The 13018-nt window shown below is 72.3% G+C and carries 11 protein-coding genes; 10 read left to right on the top strand and 1 reads right to left on the bottom strand.

All coding sequences use genetic code 11. From position 1 onward, the window contains the following. Nucleotides 1-76: 76 nt before the first annotated feature. Together ABZ570_RS01535 and ABZ570_RS01530 are read left to right on the top strand one after the other, a co-directional pair. Complete coding sequence (locus ABZ570_RS01535; RefSeq protein WP_358055562.1) at nucleotides 77-1036, top strand: EamA family transporter; 960 nt, start codon at nucleotides 77-79, stop codon at nucleotides 1034-1036. 81 nt (nucleotides 1037-1117) lie between these two features. After that, nucleotides 1118-1423, top strand: a complete 306-nt coding sequence (locus ABZ570_RS01530) for a hypothetical protein (RefSeq protein ID WP_358055560.1) — start codon at nucleotides 1118-1120, stop codon at nucleotides 1421-1423. A gap of 118 nt (nucleotides 1424-1541) precedes the next feature. On the opposite strand, the gene ABZ570_RS01525 is transcribed toward ABZ570_RS01530, so the two are convergent. Next, entirely contained in the window at nucleotides 1542-2747 is a 1206-nt protein-coding gene (locus ABZ570_RS01525) for an MFS transporter (protein ID WP_358055557.1), read from the bottom strand. Nucleotides 2748-2942: 195 nt separating this feature from the next. Here ABZ570_RS01525 and ABZ570_RS01520 point away from each other — a divergent pair, with 195 nt between their 5' ends. From ABZ570_RS01520 to ABZ570_RS01485, 8 genes are all read left to right on the top strand, one after another. Beyond that, on the top strand, nucleotides 2943-3281 hold the full coding sequence (locus ABZ570_RS01520; RefSeq protein ID WP_358055554.1) for a hypothetical protein: 339 nt from the start codon (nucleotides 2943-2945) through the stop codon (nucleotides 3279-3281). Between the two features lie 100 nt (nucleotides 3282-3381). Then, the gene (locus ABZ570_RS01515; RefSeq protein ID WP_358055552.1) at nucleotides 3382-5160 is read left to right on the top strand and encodes a hypothetical protein; all 1779 of its coding nucleotides are present in this window, start codon (nucleotides 3382-3384) and stop codon (nucleotides 5158-5160) included. 60 nt (nucleotides 5161-5220) lie between these two features. After that, entirely contained in the window at nucleotides 5221-6294 is a 1074-nt protein-coding gene (locus ABZ570_RS01510; protein WP_358055549.1) for a glycosyltransferase family 2 protein, read from the top strand. A gap of 83 nt (nucleotides 6295-6377) precedes the next feature. After that, nucleotides 6378-6713, top strand: coding sequence for a YnfA family protein (locus ABZ570_RS01505; protein ID WP_358055547.1), 336 nt, complete (start codon nucleotides 6378-6380; stop codon nucleotides 6711-6713). A gap of 343 nt (nucleotides 6714-7056) precedes the next feature. Next, nucleotides 7057-8523, top strand: coding sequence for an alpha/beta hydrolase (locus ABZ570_RS01500; RefSeq protein ID WP_358055545.1), 1467 nt, complete (start codon nucleotides 7057-7059; stop codon nucleotides 8521-8523). A gap of 106 nt (nucleotides 8524-8629) precedes the next feature. Continuing rightward, a complete protein-coding gene (locus ABZ570_RS01495; protein ID WP_358055543.1) occupies nucleotides 8630-9856 on the top strand; it encodes a sensor histidine kinase in 1227 nt (408 codons plus the stop codon). Continuing rightward, nucleotides 9853-10548 (top strand): response regulator transcription factor, encoded by a 696-nt coding sequence (locus ABZ570_RS01490; protein WP_358055541.1) that lies wholly within the window; start codon nucleotides 9853-9855, stop codon nucleotides 10546-10548. The genes ABZ570_RS01495 and ABZ570_RS01490 overlap by 4 nt, the downstream gene beginning before the upstream one ends. A gap of 69 nt (nucleotides 10549-10617) precedes the next feature. Further along, a complete protein-coding gene (locus ABZ570_RS01485) occupies nucleotides 10618-12849 on the top strand; it encodes an MMPL family transporter (protein WP_358055539.1) in 2232 nt (743 codons plus the stop codon). Nucleotides 12850-13018: the final 169 nt, after the last annotated feature.

Raw genomic sequence — 13018 nt, 5'->3', positions numbered from 1 at the left:
AGAACGGCCCGGCCATGTGTCGTGCGCCCGTATCGCATAGCCCTCGGACGGTATTCGACGCGGAAAGTTCACGACCATGTCACATCGCGCATCATTGCCGGTTTCTGCTCGCCCAGCTCCCGCCGGGTCGCCGGCCCGCCACACCGACCCTCTCACCGGACCCGTACCGATTCTGACCGCCGCGGTGCTGTGGGGCACCACCGGCACCGCGAGTTCCTTCGCGCCGTTCGGAGCGCCGGCGGCAGCTGTCGGTGCCGCCGGCCTGATCCTCGGCGGCCTGCTGCTGCTGTTCTCCACCCGAAGCGCTCGCTCGCTCCCCCGGCGCTGCGCCCGCGACGAGCGACGGCTACTTGCCCTGGGGGCGGTCGCGGTAGCCGGCTATCCGCTCAGCTTCTACCCGGCGGTGGCACGGTCAGGCGTGGCGGTGGCGACCATCATCGCGCTGGGCGGCGCACCGGTCTTCGCCGGTTTGCTCGGCTGGTTCGCACAGGGCGCCAGGCCGACCCGTCGTTGGGCTGTCGCCACCGTGGCGGCGGTCATCGGATGCATGCTCCTGGTCCTGGGGCCTGAGCTCGCCGGCAGGACCAGCTCCGTAGACGTCATCGGCGTGACCCTGGCCGCCGTCGCCGGGTTCTCCTACGCCGCCTACTCGCTGGTGAGCCGGAAGCTCATCGCACGAGGACACGCCTCGCGGGCGGTGATGGGCGCGATGTTCGGTGCGGCCGCGCTGCTGGTTCTGCCCGTGCTGCTGGCCGGCAACCCGCGGTGGCTGCTCACCGTTCGCGGCGCGGCGGTGGCGGTGCACCTCGCCGTCGTCGCGACGTTCCTGGCCTACCGGCTCTTCGGATACGGCCTGCGCCATACCACGGCGCAGGTCGCCACGGCCCTGACCCTGGCGGAACCCGCTGTCGCGGCCGTGCTGGGCGTTGTACTCCTAGACGAACGGCTGCCGGTGGTCTCCTGGGCCGGGCTGGCCGTGCTCACCGTTGGTCTGGCCTTCCTTGCGCTGCCCGGGCGTACCCGCGGAGCGAGCTGATCCGGGGAACGACGTCCTCCGCGGGTGGGTGGCGGTGTCCACCCACCCGCGCGGCTCCCACCAGCGGTGTACGGTCGTGGAATGCGCCTCCCTACCGCGGCGACCACCGCGGGCTCCCTTATCGGCGGGTGGCAGCTCGCCCGCCGGACCGGTAACCGGCCGCTCGGCGGCGTGGTTCTCGCGGCAGGTGGCGTGCTGGCGGGCCGCGAGTGGGCCCGGCGGACGAGCCCGGCAGTGACCGCAGCGCTGGTCGCGACCTACGTCGGGTCCTTTGGCCTGTCGCATCCGCTGGCCAGGCGCATCGGCGCCTGGCCCTCCGTGCTGGCTGTCTCGGCGCTCACCGCAGTCGCCTCGTACGCTCTGGCAGATCGCCACGCTCCGCGCTGAGCGTCACCTGGCGCCGCCCCCGGTACGGTGACCTGCTACCACCGCGTGGTGGCGCGTTACGGCATCGACCAGGCCTCGGTCACCCGCCGCTCCGCCATCCTGTCCCGCCTCGCGTGCCTCAGCTCGGGTCGGCGTGATGTCGATCGGGGTGGGTGAGGAGCCATGCGGCGAGGACGGCGGCGGCGATTCCGGAGACCAGGAGGGGGACGGTGCCCTCGTGCCCCCAGGCGAGTCCGGCCCAGAGACCGGCGGCCAGGACGGCCAGGCCGGTCACACCCTGGAACAGCCCTTGGCCGGTGCCCTGCTCATGATGGGCCAGGAGTCCGGAGATCCACGCTTTCCCGACACCGTCGGTGAAGGCGGTGAACCCGCCGTAGACGGCCAGGAGCAGCCACGCGGCGGTGTGGGAGCGGGTCAGGCCGAGTCCGGTGTAGGCGAGGGCGAACAGGACCAGGCCGGCACCGAAGACCGCGGGTGGCGACAGTCGATCGGTGATCACCCCGGCCGGGTAGCTCAGGACGGCGTAGACCGCGTTGTAGGTGACGTAGGCGCCGATGACGGCGGAGACGGAGAAGCCGATCTCGTGCAGGCGGAGGAGCAGAAGCGCGTCGGGGAAGTTGACGAGGCTGAACAGCGCCAGTACGGCGACCACCCGCCAGTAGCGGCTGGGCAGGTGCCGCAGGCGCCAACTGCCGGTGCGGTGGCGACGGGACGGTTCGCGGACTGCGGCCACCAGGATGACGCTGGCCACGGCGGGCACCACGGCGATGATGAGCAGCGGCCGGATGTGGTGGTGCAGCAGCTGGTAACCGGCGAGACCGATGAGCGGTCCGATCACCGCGCCGGCGGTGTCCATCATCCGGTGAAAACCGAAGGCCCGCCCCCTGACGGGCGGCGGCACGCCGGTCGCTATCAGCGCGTCGCGGGGGGCGTCGCGGATGCCCTTGCCCAGCCGGTCCACTGCGCGACCGGCGAGGACGACCGGCCAGACAACTGCGGCGGCGATAATGACCTTGCCGAGCGCGGCGAGCCCGTATCCGAGGCCGATCATCGGCCGGGCATGGAACCGGTCAGCGATCCGACCGCTGATGACCTTGCTCAACGCCGCGGTGCCCTCGGCGACCCCTTCGACCGCCCCCACCACGACAGCGGGAGCTCCCAGCACGGTCGTCAGGAAGATCGGCAGGATCGGATACAGCAACTCCGACGCGGCGTCCTGCAACAGCGACACCCCGGACAGGACCTTCAGGTTCCGGGTCAACCAGGAACCGCCCGGCCGGCCGGGCGGCGTGTCGTTCGGGCCGTCGGACGGCTGCTCGCTCACCCCCAGACCTCCTGATGGACGGCAGGCTCTGCTGAGTTCACGGTGGCAGACCGGCGACCTCCGCAGGGCCGATACCGCGGACCGTGGTCAGACCGGCTGCGGCGGGGTGACGAGATGCCCCGTCCGGCTCCCACCGTTCCGTCCGGCCGTCCGTCAGATCAGGTCGTCAGGCGCGGACGTCACGAGGGGGCGGTGGTGGACGAGGCAAGGGACATCGCCGAGCGGTGCGTCGCCATTTCCCGGGCGGCCTACGGCCGGGGTGACCTGGACGCGGCGATCAACGACCTCCACCGGCTCCCCGACGACCTGCCGGTCCGGGGCGTGCTGGCGGCCGACCTCCTCGCAGCGCTCATGCGGAGCGGCCCGATGCTGCCCCGGTACCGGCTGCGGCACCTCGACGACCTGCTGGCGATCACCGAACGCCACCCGCCCGGCACGCCGGACTGGCCCACGGTGACGCTGCCGCCCAGGGGGCGGCCGCTGACGCCGCCCGCGCAGGTAAGTTTACATCCTCAACTTTGTCTATTAATCTAGGTCGATCCTGAGCTCAATCCGAGCGCCCGGACCCCTCCGCGAACCCACAGTTCGGACCACCGATCGACAAGGCCACGCATATCGGAAAGCACCGATCGCTATGACCACCGGCTCCACCGACGCGCGACCGACCGCCGAAATCGCCGACCTCGATCCGTCCCCCACCGCCCCGAACCACGGCAGGTGGCATCGCTGGCGGTGGCTGCGCCACGAATGGACCCTGGCGGTGCTCGGTGGCCTGGCGCTGGCGGTGGCGCTGACCTGGCCGACACTGCGCCATCCGGCCAGCACGATCCCCGGCGATCTCGGCGATCCGACCCTGCAGGCGTGGCAGCTGGCCTGGGCGGGCCACGCGGTGCGCAGCGACCCTTCCGGCCTCTGGGACTCGAACACCTTTTACCCCGAGAAGTACACGTTCGCCTACAGCGACACACTGCTCGGGTACGCCCCGATGAGCATGCTCGGCTCGGGCTTCGACGCCGCCGTGGTCCGGTACAACGTGATGTACGTGCTGCTGCACGCGTTGGCGTTCGTCGGGGCGTACGCGTTGGTCCGGCAACTCGGGGCGGGCCGCTGGGGCGGCGCGGTCGCCGGGGTGGCGTGGGCCTTCGCGCCGTGGCGGCTGGCGCACGCCGGCCACCTGAACATCCTGTCCAGCGGCGGGATCGCGTTGTGCCTGGCGATGCTGGCCCGCGGTCACGGCTGGTCGCTGCGGTCCGGGTACCGGCCGGAACGGCGCCGGCCGGGCTGGGCGCTGGCCGGGTGGCTCGTCGCCGCCTGGCAGGTCAGCCTCGGTTTCGGCATCGGGCTGCCGCTGGTGTACGGCCTGCTCGCCGCGGTGCTGGTGGCCGCCGGCGGCTACGGCTGGTCCTGGTGGCGGCGGGAACGACCCCCGTTCGGCGGGCGGCTGCTGATCGCGGATCTGGCCGGCGGGGTCGTCTTCGGCGCGGTGACACTGCTGCTGGGGCTCGTCTACCTGCGGGTCGTCGACCTCAATCCGCAGGCCGAGCGGACCCTGGACTGGACGGTGATGTTCTCGCCGCCGCTCATCGGCTTCGTCACCGCGCCCGCGGACTCGTGGTTGTGGGGCGAGTCGCACGCCGCGGCCCGGGAGCACCTCTCCTGGCCGCCGGAGATGGCGTTGCTGCCCGGGATGACTCTGCTGGGGTTGGCCGGGGCGGGGCTGTTCGTCTCGGTGTACCGGGTGCGGTACCGCGTCGCGCTGGGGCTCGGGGTGCTCGGCACGGTGCTGCTTGGCCTGGGCGCCACCCTCGGCGACGGTGATCCCGGCTATCTGACGCTGTCCCGGCACCTGCCGGGGTGGGACGCGTTGCGGACGCCGGGCCGGATGATGCACTGGACCAGCCTGCTGCTGGCGGTGCTGGCGGCCGGACTGGTGACCGCGCTCGCCCAGGAGCTTCACCGAGCGCCGACCCGGAACCGGGCGCGGAGGCTCACGCCGCTGGTCCTGCTGGTGCCGCTGGCCCTGGTCACCCTGGAGGGGGTCAACCGGACGCCGCACCCGGTGGTACCGCGGCCACCGGCGGCGATGCGTACGGCGCCGGAGCCGATCCTGGTCCTGCCCGCCGGTGGTGTGGGCGACCTGGTCTACATGCTGTGGACGGCCGACGGGTTCCCCCGGGTGACGAACGGGCTGGCCGGTTTCGAGCCCGTCACCCAGGCGCGGACGAGGACCGAGGTGGCGTCCTTCCCCGACCCGAGCAGCGTGGCGTACCTGCGCGGCATCGGCGTGCGCTCGGTGGTGGCCCTGCCCGGCCAGGCCACCGGTACGCCGTGGGAGGGCATCGCGGACCGGCCGGTCGACGGCCTGGGCATCACCCGGGAGGAACTCGATGGCGTGCTGGTCTACCACCTCTGACCCGGTGGGCGCGGCGCGGCGCGGCGCCGGTGACCGGTCGACGGGCACGGACCGGACGGGGTGACGGCGGTGCGACTGTCGGTGGTGGTGCCCTGCTTCAACGAGGAAGCGTCGGTGGAGCGGTTGCACACGGCGGTGACCGAGGCGCTCGCGGAGCTGCCCGACGTCGATGTCGAGGTGGTGTACGTCGACGACGGCAGCGAGGACGGCACTCTCGGGGCGCTGCGCCGGCTCGCCACCAGGGACCCGTCCGTGCGGTACACGTCGCTGAGCCGGAACTTCGGCAAGGAGGCGGCGATGCTGGCCGGCCTCGAGCGCGCCACCGGGGACGCGGTCGTCCTCATGGACGCCGACCTGCAGCACCCGCCGCGGTTGTTGCCCGACATGGTGGCGCTGTACCGACAGGGCTTCGACCAGGTGATCGCCCGCCGGGACCGGCGCGGTGACCAGTTCCTGCGGATGCTGGCCTCCCGGTCCTTCTACCGCTTCGTCAACTGGTGGGTCGACGTGCGGCTGCAGGACGGGGCGGGCGACTTCCGGCTGTTGTCCCGACTCGCGGTGGACGCGGTGCTGGCGATGCCGGAGTACAACCGGTTCTCCAAGGGGCTGTTCTCCTGGATCGGGTTCCGGACCGTCGTGGTCGCGCACCGCAACGAGACCCGCCAGGCGGGGCGGAGCCGGTGGAGCTTCGGCAAGCTCTTCAACTACGCGTTCGACGGACTCCTGTCGTTCAACAACCGGCCGCTCCGACTGGCCATCTACGGGGGCCTGTTCCTCACCCTGATCGCGGTGGGCTACATGGCCTGGGTGGTCGCCGACGCCGTCGAGAAGGGCATCGACGTCCCCGGCTACACCACGATCATCGTCAGCGTGATCGGCCTCGGCGGCATCCAGATGACGATCCTCGGCGTGATCGGCGAGTACATCGGCCGGATCTACTACGAGACCAAACGCCGGCCGCACTACCTGGTCCAGGAGACGGAGCATCTGGTCACGGAGACGGGGCCGGCGTCCCGCCGGCCGACCGGGCCGGCCGAACGGGTCCGGCAGCGGGTGCCGGCCCGCGAGGAGGTCTCGCGGCACGGCAGCCTCCCCCGCGACGCCGACGAATCCGGGCGGGAAGATCCGAAGTGACCGTCTCATGCGCCGTCGGCAGCTGCTCCTGCGCGCAGGGGTAGCCGGCACGAGCGCGAGGTGGTCCCGCTACGGTCCGACGCATGACAGTTGCCCGCTCGATCCTGCTGTTCCTGCTCGCCGCGCTCGCCGAGATCGGCGGTGCCTGGCTGGTGTGGCAGGGCTGGCGGGAACACCGGGGACTGCTCTGGATCGCGACCGGAGTCATCGCGCTCGGCTTCTACGGCTTCGTCGCCACCTTTCAACCCGACCCGCACTTCGGCCGCATCCTCGCCGCCTACGGCGGCGTCTTCGTCGCCGGCTCCCTCGCCTGGGGCATGGTCGTCGACAAGTTCCGCCCCGACCGCTACGACATCATCGGCGCCGCCATCTGCCTCATCGGCGTCGCCGTCATCATGTACGCCCCGCGCAGCAGCTGACCCCAACGGATGGGTTGCGTCGTGGCGCGTCGGCAGCCCCTGTCGACGCCCTGGTCGCACTCGATTGCTCCCTCACGCGGGGTCATCCTCGTGCCGGCCTGACACGGTGTCGGCGCCCTCATCGGCCTTCGGCGGCGCTGGTGCGCCGCCGGAATAGTTGACGCGTCAATAAAGTTGCACGTGTACCTCGAATCCCACACGTGCGCGTCGCCGGAGGAGTGCATCGACGCGACGACGTACGCTCGCTACGCCGGGCGGAGTATTCGGCAGTAGTAGCAGTGTGCAGCGGGTCGCCTACCAGCGGCGGACGATTCCGTGGGTCAGGGGCGCGACGATTGGTGGCATGCCAGAAACATCGCTGTCCCCACCCGGCGCAGACGCCGTTCCGGCCCCCGCGGCGGAACATCTGCCGCTGCGCCGGGGCCCCCTGCTGATCACGTCGCTGCTGGCCGCGACGGCCGGCGCCCTGATCTACCTCGCTCCGCTGGCCGCGGTGTGGCGGACCGCGTGGCCGTACGCTCTGCTGTTCGCCGCGTTGGGCACAGCGCAGTTGGGCACGGTTGCCCGCGTACTGGCCCGCCCGACGTGGCGTCGGTTGTTGTTGGCCGCCGCCGCGGCGCTGGCCGTACTCGTCGTGTGGCTCCTGACCCGCGGCACGCCGGTCCTGCCTGGTCCCTCGCCGTGGATACCGGTCGACTCGGTGATCGGGTTCGTCGACCGCATCTGCGCGGGGCTACAGGTCATCGGCGTGGCGGGATTCGGCATCGTGTGGGTTCTCGGCGCGGTGGCCGCCGCCCGAGGCCCCGGTGCGCGGGCCGCGCGCCGGCCGCGGCTGCGCCGGGTGGCGGGGGCGATCGCTGTCGCGCCGGTGACGCTGGTCGTGCTCCTTGCCACGTTCGTGGGGCTCAGCGGGGCCAGCGACGGGTTCGCGGGAGCCGGGTTCCCCGGCGACACCGTGGCTCCCCGCCACCTGCCGGCCGGGAAGCGCAGCACGGTGGCGTACTGCCGGATCGACGGGGTCCCGCTGGCCATGGATGTCTACACCCCACCGGCCGGCACGGCGACGCCGGGTCGGGGCGCACCGGTAGCGATGTACCTTCACGGCGGCGGTCTGGTGCTCGGCGACCGGAAGCTCTCCGGGCTGGGCGCGTCACTGTCCAACCACCAGGCTGCGCTGTTCACGCCGCTGCGGGAGCGGCTGAACGCCAACGGCTACCTCGTCGCCTCGATCGACTACCGGCTGACCCCCGCCGCCCCGTGGCCCGCCACGCTCGAGGATGCCAGGTGTGCGGTGCGGTTCCTCCGGGCGCACGCCGCCGACCTCGGCATCGACCCGTCCCGCATCGGTGTGTGGGGCGCCAGTGGCGGAGGTCTACTCTCGTCGATGCTGGGTCTGACCGGTCGGCAGGGCGGGCCCGGCCCGTACGCCGAGCAGTCGAGCGCGGTACAGGCCGTGGTGGACATGTTCGGCCCCACCGACCTCAACGACTTCACTGATGCTCCGCCGTTCATCCGGTTCCTGCTCTGGGCCGGCATCGGTACATCCACGGCCACCCGCCACTCGGCCAGCCCGATCAACTACGTCACCGGGCCCGCGCCGCCGTTCCTGATCCTGCACGGAGCGCAGGACGAGGACGTCGCTCCGCGCCAGTCCGTCCGGTTCGCCGAGCGGCTGCGCACCGCCGGTGTGCCGACAGAGTTCGTCGAGGTCGCCGGCACCGGGCACACCCTGGCCACCCCCGCACAGCGACCGTCGACGCAGGAGGTGACCGACATGGTGGTGGACTTCTTCGCGGCAACGCTGCGATGACGCCCCTCCAGGGGCGGGCGCCGCGCCTCATGAACGGGAGCCCAACGTCCCCGCGCAGCGGGACGGCCCGTGGCGGATCGGGCGTCCCGGCGCATACGGTGAGCGCGTGGTGAGCGGCGGGCCGGTGCTGCGGCGGTGGACGGTGGACGCCGGAATCGTGCTCGCGGTACTGGTTGCCGCCGAGATCGCGATAGCGACCGGCAACGAAGACGACTCGATCGACCGGGACTGGTTCGCGTACCTGCTCGGAGTGGCGATGGCGGCACCGCTGCTGCTGCGCCGGCGGTACCCGGCCGCCGTGCTGTACGCGGTCTCAGCGGTGCTGCTGCTGTTCTACGCCCTCAACTATCCGGGCTTCCCGCCGGCACTGGTGCTCGCGGTGCCGCTGTACGACGCGGCCCGCGCCGGGCGCCTGTGGTGGGCGGTACCGGTACCGGTGTTCTTCCTGGCTGCCGGGGCTGTCGTGCTGATCGCGCACCGGGAGATGCCGCCGCTGGAGCTGCTCGCCGCGTTCCTGCCGCAGGCCGCGACGCTGGCGGTGGCGCTGCTGCTCGCCGCGTTGATGCGGAGCCGGGCCGCGTACGCCGCCGAGGTGCGGCACCGGCTGGACCAGGCAGAACGAGAGCGCGAACTGGAGGCGCGACGCCTGGTCACCGAGGAACGGCTGCGGATCGCCCGTGACCTGCATGACACGGTGGGGCACGCGATCGCCACCATCACCGTGCAGTCCGCCGCCGCGCTGCGGCTGCTGGACGCAGAGCCGGAGCGGGCTCGGGAGGCGTTGGTGAGCATTCGCGGCACCGGCAAGGCGGCGCTGGCCGAGATGCGGGCCACCCTCGGCCGGCTGCGCTCCGACGGCAGGCCGGACCGGCGCGGGAGCGGGCCGCCGGAGCGGGACACGGGACTGCACCGGCTGCCCGAGTTGCTGGCCGCGGTACGGGCGGCGGGCTTGCCGGTCGAGCTGCACAGCGAGCTGTCCGGCGAGCGGCTGCCCGCAGCTCTCGACGAGGTGGCGTACCGGATCGTGCAGGAGTCACTGACCAACGTGCTGCGGCACGCAGGGGCGGCCGCTCGTGCCGAGGTGCAGCTGCGGGCGGTGCCGGACTCGCTGTGGGTGGAGGTACGCGACGACGGGGTGGGCGCCGGTGCCGGCGGAACGCCGTCCGGCGGGCGGGGGCTGACCGGGATGCGGGAGCGCGCCGAGGCACTGAGCGGCCGGTTCGAGGCTGGGCCGCGGCCGGGTGGGGGCTTCCAGGTCCGGGCGATACTGCCCCGGATTGCGCCGGAGGGGATGTCGCCGGCCCGGGAGACGCTGGAAGGTGGATCGCGATGATCCGGGTGCTGCTCGTCGACGACCAGGCCCTGGTGCGGGCCGGGTTCCGGGCGTTGCTGGAGGGCATCCCCGATATCGACGTGGTGGGCGAGGCCGGCAACGGCGGTGCGGCGGTGGCGCTGGCCCGGGAACTCCGCCCGGACGTGGTGCTGATGGACATCCGGATGCCCGATGTGGACGGTGTGACCGCGACCCGCCGGATCACCGGAGACGCGCAGCTGTCTGGCGTACGGGTGCTGGTGCTGACCACGTTCGCCGAGGAGGACGACGTGTTCGCCGCCCTCCGCTCCGGAGCCAGCGGCTTCCTGGTCAAGGACACCGACCCGGACGAGCTGGTGCAGGCGGTACGCGTGATTGCCCGGGGCGATGCGCTGCTGTCGCCCAGCGTCACCCGGGCGGTGATCAGGCGCTCGGTCGGGGCGGAGCAGCCCGCCGCCAGGCCGAGGCCCGAGCCACCGGAGTTGGCCCTGCTCACCGCCAGGGAGCGGGAGGTGGTGCAACTCGTCGCGGCCGGCCTGAGCAACGACGACATCGCTACCCGTCTGGTGGTCAGCCCGCTCACCGCGAAGACCCACGTCTCGCGGGCGATGGTCAAGGTCGGCGCGCGGGACCGGGCCCAACTGGTGGTCTTCGCCTACCGGCACGGCCTGGTCACCCCGGACGGATACGACGCTGGGAGTACGACCCGGTAGCAGGCCGCCGCGGAGAATGCCTCCGCCGGCGGGACGTTTCCGCCTCGGGTTCGCCGGACCATCTGCGGCATGACCGACTCATGGCTCTCCCGCCTCGCCGCCTTCTGCCACCGGCGCCGGTTGACGGTGCTGTCCGGCTGGATCGTGCTCGCCGCGACCATGGTGCTGCTCGCCGTCGGGTACGGCGCCGGTTCCGACGACGACTTCAGCACCGACGCCACCCAGTCCGGCCGGGCAGAGCAGTTGATCGCCGAGCACTTTCCCGGGTTCACCGGGGACAGCCTGACGCTGGCCGTGCACTCCGACACCGCCCTGGACGATCCCGCCGTGCGGGAGCCGGTGCAGCGGTTTGTCGACGTGCTCGCCGCCACCGCGCACGTCACCCGGGTCAGCTCCCCGTACGACGCAGCGGACCAGATCACCGCCGACCGGCACACCGGGTACGCCGTGGCGATGCTCGACGTCCCCAGCGACGACATGCCGGTCGCGGCGACCCAGGCGCTGCTCGACCAGGTGCGCGAGGCCAGCGGATCCGGGGTGACCTTCGCCCTGGCCGGGCCGGCCGTCAACAACGTCGAGACTCCTGGCGGCGGCCCGGCTGACGCGGTGGGGCTCGCCGCGGCAGCGGTCGTCCTGCTCGTCGCGTTCGGGTCGGTGCTGGCGATGGGGCTGCCCATCGTCACCGCGGTCCTCGGAATCGCGGTGGGCCTGTCCGGGATGTCCCTGCTGGGGCACGTCTTCCCCGCCCCCGGATTCGCACCGGTCCTGGCCAGCATGATCGGCCTCGGGGTGGGCATCGACTACGCCCTGTTCATCGTGACCAGGTACCGGGAGGCGCTGCACTCCGGGCGTACCCCACGGGAGGCCGTGGTGACCGCGACCGCGACCGCCGGACGGGCGGTGCTGTTCGCCGGCGCGACCGTCGTGGTGGGCCTGGCCGGGCTGCTGCTGACCGGACTCGGCTTCATGCGCGGCCTGGCGGTCGGCGCGGCGGTGACGGTTCTCGCCACCATGCTGGCCGCGGTCACCCTGCTACCGGCGCTGCTCGGCCTGGTCGGGCACCGGATCGACCGGCTGTCGGTGCACCGTCGCCGCGCCTCGGCCCGGCCCTGGTCGTCCCGCTGGGCCGACCGCGTCATCCGCCGGCCGCTGCTCGCCGCCCTGGCCGGGGTGCTGGTACTGGCGGCGCTGGCCACCCCGGCGCTGGGCCTGCGGCTGAGCATGCCGGACGCCAGCACCCAGCCTCGGGACACCAGCGCCTATGCCGCGCACCGGATCCTCGCCGACGGTTTCGGCGCCGGCTTCGACGCCACCCTGTCGGTCGTGGTCAGCCTGCCCGAGGGCGATCCGGACCGGGTCGCCACGGCGATCGCGGCCGAGCCCGGTGTGGCGTCAGTGAGCCCGCCGCGGCGCAGCGACGACGGGGCCGTCGCCCTGCTCGCCGTCCGCCCGACCACCGGCACCCAGGACGACGCCACCACCGAACTGGTGCACCGGCTGCGGGCGGTCACCGCGGGCCAACCGGTACTCGTCGGCGGCGTGGTCGCCGCGGCCATCGACTTCGCCGAACTGACCGCCGACCGGCTCCCCCTGGTGATCGTCGTGGTGGTCGGCCTGTCCCTGCTCTTGCTGGTGATGATCTTCCGGTCCCTGCTGCTCGCGGTGAAGGCCGGCCTGCTCAACCTGATCTCGATCGGCGCGTCGTTCGGGGTACTGGTGGCGGTGGTGCAGTGGGGCTGGCTGGGCGGTGTGCTGAACTTCCCCACCACGATGCCGGTCACCGCCTGGGTACCACTGATCATGTTTCCGGTGTTGTTCGGGCTCTCCATGGACTACGAGGTCTTCCTGGTGTCCCGGATCCGGGAGGCGTACGACGCGGTCGGCGACACCCGGCTGGCGGTACGCGAGGGCCTCACCCGCACCGCCCGGGTGATCACCGCCGCCGCGGCCATCATGATCGCGGTGTTCCTGTCCGTGATGCTCGGCGCCGACGTCGGGGTCAAGCAACTCGGCCTCGGCCTGGCCGTCGCGGTGTTCGTGGACGCCACCATCGTGCGGCTGATCCTGCTGCCGGCCACGATGGAACTCGTCGGCGGGTTCAACTGGTGGCTGCCGAGCTGGCTCGATCGGGCACTGCCCAGGATCCGCGTTGACGAAGCCGAGCCCGCGACTGGCCCGATGCCTGAGCGGTCAGCTGCGGCTGGGCTGGCAGCCCGTCGACGGCGCGGTCCGATCCGGCCAGGAGAGAAGGCGAAGCTGCTCGATCGTTCGCAGCCGGACTCCCGGCCCTGGGCCAGGTGAAACGCTTACGGTCAGGGAGGTGTCACCGGCCGCGTTCCACCCACGGGTCCCGATCAAGGGACCGGCACGTGGTCACCTTTCCCCTCGACCGCCACGTTGCGGCCTGCGACGTTTCGAGAGGTTGCCGGCGGCTATGAACGCGGTGCCGAAACGACTGACCAGCGGATGG

It is taken from the genome of Micromonospora sp. NPDC007271 (assembly GCF_040634005.1).
Classification (GTDB): Bacteria; Actinomycetota; Actinomycetes; order Mycobacteriales; family Micromonosporaceae; genus Micromonospora.
This window is presented reverse-complemented; position numbering and strand designations above follow the sequence as displayed.

What these genes read in the sequence shown, in the direction of transcription:
- ABZ570_RS01535 (WP_358055562.1), top strand. Translation starts at nt 77, where the DNA reads ATGTCACATCGCGCATCATTGCCGGTTTCTGCTCGCCCAGCTCCCGCC.
- ABZ570_RS01530 (WP_358055560.1), top strand. Translation starts at nt 1,118, where the DNA reads ATGCGCCTCCCTACCGCGGCGACCACCGCGGGCTCCCTTATCGGCGGG.
- ABZ570_RS01515 (WP_358055552.1), top strand. Translation starts at nt 3,382, where the DNA reads ATGACCACCGGCTCCACCGACGCGCGACCGACCGCCGAAATCGCCGAC.
- ABZ570_RS01505 (WP_358055547.1), top strand. Translation starts at nt 6,378, where the DNA reads ATGACAGTTGCCCGCTCGATCCTGCTGTTCCTGCTCGCCGCGCTCGCC.
- ABZ570_RS01500 (WP_358055545.1), top strand. Translation starts at nt 7,057, where the DNA reads ATGCCAGAAACATCGCTGTCCCCACCCGGCGCAGACGCCGTTCCGGCC.
- ABZ570_RS01490 (WP_358055541.1), top strand. Translation starts at nt 9,853, where the DNA reads ATGATCCGGGTGCTGCTCGTCGACGACCAGGCCCTGGTGCGGGCCGGG.
- ABZ570_RS01485 (WP_358055539.1), top strand. Translation starts at nt 10,618, where the DNA reads ATGACCGACTCATGGCTCTCCCGCCTCGCCGCCTTCTGCCACCGGCGC.